This is a genomic window from Bacillus xiamenensis (genome assembly GCF_000300535.1).
In the GTDB taxonomy this organism is placed as follows: Bacteria; Bacillota; Bacilli; order Bacillales; family Bacillaceae; genus Bacillus; species Bacillus xiamenensis.
The window spans coordinates 1-7,773 of record NZ_AMSH01000093.1 but is presented as its reverse complement, the minus strand read 5'-3'; the positions used below and the strand labels follow the sequence as shown (position 1 = coordinate 7,773).

12 protein-coding genes and 2 pseudogenes are annotated in these 7,773 nt (G+C 42.2%); 1 reads left to right on the top strand and 13 read right to left on the bottom strand.

Annotated elements, in window-relative coordinates:
* Nucleotides 1-43 precede the first annotated feature (43 nt).
* The gene (locus BA1_RS19735; RefSeq protein ID WP_074041930.1) at nt 44-133 is read left to right on the top strand and encodes a putative holin-like toxin; all 90 of its coding nucleotides are present in this window, start codon (nt 44-46) and stop codon (nt 131-133) included.
* A gap of 264 nt (nt 134-397) precedes the next feature.
* Here BA1_RS19735 and BA1_RS17730 read toward each other — a convergent pair whose 3' ends face one another.
* From BA1_RS17730 to BA1_RS17675, 13 genes and pseudogenes are all read right to left on the bottom strand, one after another.
* Complete coding sequence (locus BA1_RS17730) at nt 398-841, bottom strand: phage tail tube protein (protein WP_008361958.1); 444 nt, start codon at nt 839-841, stop codon at nt 398-400.
* Between the two features lies 1 nt (nt 842).
* Nucleotides 843-2,189, bottom strand: a complete 1,347-nt coding sequence (locus BA1_RS17725; protein WP_008361955.1) for a phage tail sheath family protein — start codon at nt 2,187-2,189, stop codon at nt 843-845.
* Between the two features lie 2 nt (nt 2,190-2,191).
* Entirely contained in the window at nt 2,192-2,389 is a 198-nt protein-coding gene (locus tag BA1_RS17720) for a YqzN/YkzM domain-containing protein (RefSeq protein WP_165379370.1), read from the bottom strand.
* A 10-nt stretch (nt 2,390-2,399) separates the two neighbouring features.
* Nucleotides 2,400-2,855, bottom strand: coding sequence for a phage tail terminator family protein (locus tag BA1_RS17715; RefSeq protein WP_008361951.1), 456 nt, complete (start codon nt 2,853-2,855; stop codon nt 2,400-2,402).
* A gap of 4 nt (nt 2,856-2,859) precedes the next feature.
* Nucleotides 2,860-3,366 (bottom strand): HK97 gp10 family phage protein, encoded by a 507-nt coding sequence (locus tag BA1_RS17710; protein WP_008361948.1) that lies wholly within the window; start codon nt 3,364-3,366, stop codon nt 2,860-2,862.
* Nucleotides 3,363-3,719, bottom strand: a complete 357-nt coding sequence (locus BA1_RS17705; RefSeq protein WP_003213352.1) for a DUF3599 family protein — start codon at nt 3,717-3,719, stop codon at nt 3,363-3,365. Before BA1_RS17705 ends, BA1_RS17710 begins: the two co-directional genes overlap by 4 nt.
* Nucleotides 3,716-4,108, bottom strand: coding sequence for a protein YqbG (yqbG, locus tag BA1_RS17700; protein ID WP_008361944.1), 393 nt, complete (start codon nt 4,106-4,108; stop codon nt 3,716-3,718). The genes BA1_RS17705 and yqbG overlap by 4 nt, the downstream gene beginning before the upstream one ends.
* Before the next feature lie 5 nt (nt 4,109-4,113).
* Entirely contained in the window at nt 4,114-4,476 is a 363-nt protein-coding gene (locus BA1_RS17695) for a YqbF domain-containing protein (RefSeq protein ID WP_008361942.1), read from the bottom strand.
* Between the two features lie 5 nt (nt 4,477-4,481).
* Nucleotides 4,482-5,405, bottom strand: a complete 924-nt coding sequence (locus tag BA1_RS17690; protein ID WP_008361939.1) for a phage major capsid protein — start codon at nt 5,403-5,405, stop codon at nt 4,482-4,484.
* 23 nt (nt 5,406-5,428) lie between these two features.
* Nucleotides 5,429-6,295 (bottom strand): annotated as a pseudogene (locus tag BA1_RS17685) (XkdF-like putative serine protease domain-containing protein); the annotation flags it as partial.
* Nucleotides 6,294-6,713: pseudogene (locus BA1_RS19875) on the bottom strand (XkdF-like putative serine protease domain-containing protein); the annotation flags it as partial. The pseudogenes BA1_RS19875 and BA1_RS17685, both read right to left, overlap by 2 nt.
* A 35-nt stretch (nt 6,714-6,748) precedes the next feature.
* Nucleotides 6,749-7,357 (bottom strand): hypothetical protein, encoded by a 609-nt coding sequence (locus BA1_RS18410; protein ID WP_008361938.1) that lies wholly within the window; start codon nt 7,355-7,357, stop codon nt 6,749-6,751.
* Nucleotides 7,358-7,399: 42 nt separating this feature from the next.
* Nucleotides 7,400-7,773 (bottom strand): phage minor head protein (locus BA1_RS17675; RefSeq protein WP_008361936.1); only part of this gene is annotated, 374 nt, incomplete at its 5' end.

Below are 7,773 nucleotides of genomic sequence, written 5' to 3'. Positions count from 1 at the left end.
CTTTCTCAAGGGTGTCTGGCTCATCCCCGATAGGAAGGGGGTGATGCTCATGTCAACGTTCCAAGCGATTTCCCTAATGCTTTTATTCGGGATGTTTATCCTTGCTTTGTTGACGTATATAAACAAAAAATAGACTCCCCTTGAGCTTTGGACGGTTGAAGGGAAAGTCTATCCTTAAAACTATCTAATTGATAAGCCAGCCCCTTGAAGGGCCTCATTGTACATTGCCGGGATGTTGACGCATCCTGGCTTCTTTTTATTGTATGCAAATCGCTTTGCATGTAAACATAATTTTGTATACCGGGAATGCTTTGGGAATGCTCTGAGCATTCTCTTTTCATTATAGCATATTCGGTTTTTATTTAGCTAATTAATTAGCTAATTTCCTCCACAATTCTTAGAAAGAATCCTTCAACTTCTCAGGAAGATCAAAGTCCTCAAACGTGAAAGGAACCTCTTCTTCAAGTGCTTCTGAATCCACATCAAGCCCCGCGATCTTTGCAGAATCAAAGTTCACATCAAACAATGTGACACGCTCAGTGCCACGAGCGGATGATTTGTCATCCAGAACAGCTTGAATAGTGAAGTATGGGTCTTCCCCTTTCTTCACATAGTTGAGCATGAGCTGAACGAAACGTGATGTGACTTTATAGAAAGTCGCTGTGCCAGTACCATTCGCACCGGTTGTCTTGTGACCGGTCATACGACGGCCCATAACGTTAACTTCTGATTTGTTTTTCTCCACGTTTGCTTCAAAGGTTTTGATAAATGCCAATTCCTCGCCATCGAGAAATAAGCGTCCTTCTTTACCTGAAATGGTATTCTGCGCTTTAAAAGCCATCTTATTTCACCTCTACATTGAAATAGAATTTTTCAGCTGCATCAACTGGTTGAACAGCTAGATCAATTAAGAAACCGTCACGATCTTCATTCAAGCTGATCGTAATATCTGTTTCAGAGTCAAAGCCAGTGATTCCAGATCCATCTTGGAGCTGCGTGAGATATTGTGTGATGAGTGTTTTCACCAGCTGCAATCCGTCATCAGATGCCGGAATGTCATTGCCATTTGCTTTGCGTAATTTAATTAAATCCTTCAATTCACGTGTGAGATCATTGTTGATCGCATCGAGCACACGAATGATCTTGTTTTTAGCGAATGTCTTGTTCTTCTCGGTTGTATAAGTCGTTAAGGAGTTAATGTCCTTCTCAACGCTCACTGTGCGATCTCTCGCATCAAACGTGAACAAGAATTCGCCTTGTGACAAGCGATATTCCACTTGATCATTATCAAGACGCTCTAACGTATCAACAGCCCCTTCATATTCAACAAAGGTTAACGACTGATTGAAGTTTGCTCCTGCAGATGCACCGGCCACCCATGCAGTTGCTTTGGCTGGTGTGATCTCTGTGCCGTCTTCTAGCAACACACCGCTTGTGACATTGATAATTCCTTCATGATCAGCCGGATAGTTTGCCAAAACTCCTTGCACCTTACGCCCTTGATCATCACGCAGCCGCTTGATGAAAGCCACAAATGTCGCTTTTAACTGCTCGCTAGTGTTATTAGGCAGCGCGATCACGTCAAAGTATTCTGTTTCAGCTGCTTCCAGGAATGCTGTGTAATCTGCCACGCTTGGAACACCATTTTTCCCACCGCTTAGTGTGACACCAGCGGTGATTGTCACTTCACCTTCACCAGAGAACGAAACATATTTGTTCTGCTTCAGCTCTTTGACATCAGTGACAACCTGCTTATCAACAATGTCTGTACCAACGTAAGTCACCACATCACGCTTGGAGCTATCCAATACGTTTTCAGTGACTTGGATCGTGACCTCATTCCCTTTCTGTCCACCATAATTAGCAAGAATGTTGAAATTCTCGCTGATCTGAGCCTTTGCAGGTTCACCCTCATTCAAGCGATATAAAAGAACCGTCTGTGCTTTTTTCTTCGCTTCTCGGAAAAGAAGAAGCGACTTGTCATCGATGTTTAATCCGACTTTTTTATTTAAGTCCTCGATGCCTGAGATAGAGATGAACGTCTTAGGCTCTCCCCAACTCATAGTGATTGGGAGTGCAACGGTGCCGCGATCACCTAACGTGATACGCTGCTGTGCTGTGGTTTTGAAATTGAAGTAGATACCAGGACGCTTTTTCTCTGTACCTGGTGTAAAAGTACCTCCATTCATGCTTAAACCTCCTTAGACAAAAAAGCATCAATCTGCTTCTTTGCTTCTGTTTTTGTAATTGGTTGATCTTTGATATAAAAAAGAGCACCCTCAAGGATTTCAGGCTTTACGCCAAACAATTCCTTGCTGTGCTCTTTCAAGGCTTCAAATGAAAATGCTGCTTCTTTAGGAATAACCGGTGCAGCTTTTTCTTCTTTCACCGGCTCGCTTTTATTCTTGGCCACTTTTTATCACCCCATCTGAAAAATTTATGTCGTCTAGGCTTGGTTGCTCGTCTCGGTTGTACCAATAGGCACTATCCCATGTGAGGACAATCGTTGCCACACCTTGATCACCACTCCTAGTTTCCGCTCTCTTAATGCGGACATAATCATCAAGCGGTTCACCTTCTTCACTGACCATCTGAATGATATTCCGATCCGCTGATAAGGCATCTACTATCGACTCCGCTGCATCATGAGCCTGTCCAGAGTCCTTGTGAAACACTTTTATATGCAGCGTGTATGTTTTGAGGAACGTTGAAACAGTATCGTTTTTAGTGTTTGTCCATGCTGCAGGAAAGTACATTGAAGGAATCTGAAATTGTTCAGGAATTTCATTTTCGTAAACCTTCACCGAAAACTGCTTGTAACAATAATTCATGATGGCGCCGACTTCTTGATTCATTTAATCACCGCCCAAATTGTTCATCGATCCATTGCTGCAGCTTGCGGTCCAATGATTGTTCAAACATCTGTCCAAAGATGGCCAACGCATTATCCCAATAGCCGCTGCCCTCAACCCACTGGAACTTTAGAAGCATTCCTGTTTCAGCGTTTGGATCGTATTCAAAACGATCACCAACCCATCTGCCAGGAACCCATCGTCTGTCCTGATTTTTACTAGGATCAATCGTAAAGTGTCCATCGTTTGTGTAAGATGCATATTCCAAGTTGGTCCCTACATCTAGGGTGAGACCGCCACTGCTCATCGAAAAGACGTTTTCTTGGTCTCCTTTTTGGAATGAGTTAAGCAAACGCCGAGCATCTACTGTTTTTGTACGAATGACCTCATCCTGAACAATATCTAGGAACTCATAGCCCATTCCTTCAAGCCATTCTTCATATTCTGCTTGCAAGCCGCCATTCACCGCAGCATTCAAGTCCTCAATAAACTGATCTAAACCATCAATCCTCAAAGGCTTTCACTCCTCATCGCTACCACCTCAATGTGGTGATTTTTGATCTGTCTGGGCTTTTGGAGTTTCAATGTCACGCCTTCCCATACCACTTTGTCATTTACTCGGACATCAGCGGTAATAGGAAAATGAACAAGGTACGATTGATGAATGGTTGCGTTTGGCTCCTGCTGTGTGATGGATTGGTTTTTCTCCGTAAAATAACATGGCTGCGCAACTTGATCAGGCTCATCAGGATATGAAAAGAGCGGCTGCGCATCTTGGACAGGTATTCCATAGCGATCTTTTGACAGCTGCTCTGTTTGCAAGTGATATATATCGCATCGATCCGTTAATAACGATTGATAGCTCATAGCGATCTCAACCTCATTCTTACACTTGCCGGATCTTCCGGTGGATCAATTGGCTCAATGAAATCTATCAACAGGTTATACACATCTGGCTTTGTAACGGCGTTTCCGTCTGCCAGTGTATAAGAGTAGTCACCAATCTTTTCAGATTTATAACCCTTTATGATTGATTCATCCCCGTTGATCAGTGCGAAGAACTGCGCCATTTTAATCAATGCGATCTTCGCCTTTTCAGGAAGCGGCTGATATTTTTCGCTTGAGAAATCGTGACCTACGATCTGAAATACCTCAGCTTCAGCCTCAATGATGTCACTTTCCAATAGTTCATCCGAGCGGTTTTTCACGCTCTCGAATACGGTATACGCCCTAACATCTTCAGGAGAGATCAGCATCAGCCTTACTCTCCTGCTTTTTCTTGATGCTCGAGGATGAAGGCAATTCTCTCACTCTTATCTTTGAGTTGAGACGGATCGCCGCCAAGATCAATAACAATGGCTTCTTGTTCAGTTTTGTTCATGCCCTTCAGTTCTGATTCAGTGTAGGTTTTTGTTTCTTGTGCCGGTTCTTCTTCAGTCTCTTTTGGTTCTTCATCTTTCACAGGCTTATCATCATCAGGAACATCAAGCTGCTTACAATCAAAGAACTCATTACCATTGAGATATTGAAATACCTTTTTCTCAATCTCTTTCTCCTGATTTAAAAGAAAGACATGACCCATTACAGAGTATGTCTTTCCTTTGATCAAAACCGCTGTATACATATTGATCACTCCTTGACCTTGATGATCTTAGCAACAGCATCTTCTTCCTCAAATTTGCTGTCGAGCTTCGCAGTAAGGACGATAATGAACTTACGATTACGGATGTCTTTATCAACCTCAATACGGATATTACGAGAGAAGCCCAAGATGATGTTTTTTGGATGAGTCAATAAAATATCTGAAACATCTGTGCCGTCCGCATCATACGGTTGCATATTTGCAATTCCTTTGACTGGAACACCGAATGCAGAAGAAAGCCCACCTTGTACTGCTGCATCTCCTAAATTTGTTTGACGATCCGCTACTTTGTCTTTCCATTCGACCTCTTGCCCTGGGGAAGAATAGAAACGGAACTCTTGTGGGACTCGCAAATATTTTGGTGGAACAGCTTTGTATCCTTGTTTGAATACTTGGCGTGTAAGTGGTTCACCAGCAACATCTACGATATGAGATGTCGCTTGCTTGCGGATACCATCAAGCTGCGCAAGGTAAGTATCAGATGACGATGTATCACCATTTAAGATCAATTCTTCAATATCTACTGCAGCTCGTTCAGCAAGCATTTGCATGATGGTGTTTTGCAAAGCATCGCCCTCGATGTTGTTTTCAAGTGTGTCATAAGTAATATTCACTTCTGCGATGACTTCTTTTGCATTAAGCTCCACAGTGCTTGTTGTTGGTGCAACTCGATCACTTGCTGGAACTGCTTTTCCTTCCACACCAGGACGAAGAATCCGCTGACCAAAACCGATTTTTTCGATTTTTTGTGCATCGCCATCCATCGGAATGACACGTGCATCTTGCAGCAATGTTGGTGCATTTTGCACCATACGAATAAATGTGCTAGATTGGGTTGGATTCATTAGACCGCCTGTTTTTAACGTCCCAAGCGTCACTTCCGCTTTGTTAATTACCTCTTGATTTCTCACGTTAGTTCCTCCTTTTTCTCGGCTTAAAGCAAGCCGCCCCATACCGTTTCAGATTTTTGTAAGTCTTGTTGTTGTTGATCTCCTACTCCCTTACCTTGCGGACGTGCTTTTTCAAGCGCTTCGACTCTATCAACAACTGGAGCCAATGCCTTTTCTACAGCTGCGGCCATTTCTTTTGCGACCTCTTCATCAATTTGTTTTTCTTGCGGATCAGTCTGACCTTCGCCTTCTCCCTTCTCAAGGTCATCCAGACGTTTTACGACTGGTGCAATTGTTTCATCTAGCATCTTTTGCAGATCTTCTTTGTTCACGTCTTCTTCCTCCTTCTTCTCTTCCGCTTGACTCAATAGATTGTCGATAGCGGCTCTTGCACTTTTTAGCTCATTTAGGTTAGCAGCAGAAAACTTCCTACCAGCTTTTACGACTTCTTCAGCTGGATCAGTTTGGATCCCAGCCAAGTCATCAGTAAGTAGAATCTCTTGTGTGATTTCCACAAAGTCTTCCAGTGCAGCCCTCACCTTTTCAGGATCAGTCTCCAAGTCTTCATCGTCGTAAGAATCCCATTTATACAAAACGGAATTTAGTGCATCTTGTGCGGCCCAAAACTCACGACGCATGCGGCCTTTGTCATATCGGTTCTTCACTTCTCCTTTAGAAAAGAAGTTTTTGAGCAAAGAAAAAAGCCCCTTCTCATCAGAAGCTGGCTTGTGATCCTCTTGTTTCCCTATATCTGCTGTTCCGGCCATTGAATATCCGGTGATCTCACCCTTTTGAATCTGTTCCCAGATTTCATCAGATGCTTTTGTCACAAGGACCCACGATCCTTTCTTGATTACTTCATCGCCCCTTTCAAAGTCGGAAGGAGCGATATAAGATTCAACGACTTCTCCGTTGAATCTGTTCCCAGATTTCATCTGATGCTTTTGTCACAAGGACCCACGATCCTTTCTTGATTACTTCATCGCCCATTTCAAAGTCGGAAGGAGCGATATAAGATTCAACGACTTCTCCGACACCGCCTTGGAAATCATGCTGCTTGTCTATCTCACGTGCATCCTTCAGGAACCCATGAGCGGCTTTTTCGATCTCTTCTGGTGTCATGTAATCTCCATGCGCATCTTCCACATGAGGCTCATATACAATACCGTACACAAGCCGCTGCGCATCATCAGCTTTGGCAATGACCTTGATTTCTTTCTCAAAGTCATTTTCTTTTTCTGATTTCATAAAAAAGAACTGCTTTTGATTAGCAGCCTTGTCCACGTATGAAACGTGTGTGATTTTTGCATTTATCAATTCACGTGGCAATTCATTCACCTCCTTTCAAAAGAAAGAAGGCCTCATTATGAAGAAGAGGCCTCAGCTTGAAATTCTTTTACTTTTTTATCTAGTACTGTAATTATTTTAGCAGCATTTTCTTTATATTTTTCCCTGGTATTTTTATCGACTTTTCTTATGTCAATGTTATTAAACAATTCCTTCCAGTCACGAATAGCCTCGCTCAATTCAGCTGTAATAATATTTTTAATAAGTAAATAACTTGTTGTATAAATTGGTGCATTTTGAGGATCGAGTTGATGGGAAGGATCATTCATAGAAAGATCTCTTCTAGGATCTATTGAAACACTGTATAAATCTAGAATCTTTTTATCTAATTCTTTATTGAGCTGTTCTATAGTATAGTTAGAAAACTCCTCCCTCAAATCTTTTAATTCAACAGACTGTCCTGAAGTAGCAACCGCATTATTTATATTTTCATCTAGAACATCAACTTTTTCACTTATTAAAAATTCAAGATCTTTGTACTTTATCTTTGCTATGTTTTTAATAAGATCAGTAATAGGTGTTTTCAGCATAACCACTACAATAATAATAGCGATTGGCCATATCATTGCTGTAAAAATAGTTATAAATCCATTAAACATAGAAGATATAAATTCATAAACATTCATAATTTCCCCTCATTCTCAAAGTAATGAGGATATTATACTATTTCATTCCATGTTTTGTAAGACTCTTCTTCTAATCTCTTCTTTTTCCTCAGCTGACAAACCAAGAATAACAGGATCAACTACAGGACCCACCGCACAATGACAGTTCACTCGCTCTTTTGGCGTGAGCTGTGTATCTCTCGGAAACATGCACCGCTCTCCGCTGCCTGGTATCTCAAATTCTTCATCCAAAGGGATGATAGTTCCGTCCAGCTGCACATGACTTTCTCTTGACTGATTCTTCTTCCCGCCGCTGTGTTTCCACTTCTTCCCCGTTACTGCCGGGGATTGGACGTAGGATTCATGTTGAGCGACGGAAGAAGCGGTCAATACTTCTGTGATAGCTGTCACACGTGCGCGCTTGCGGCTGAATTCAG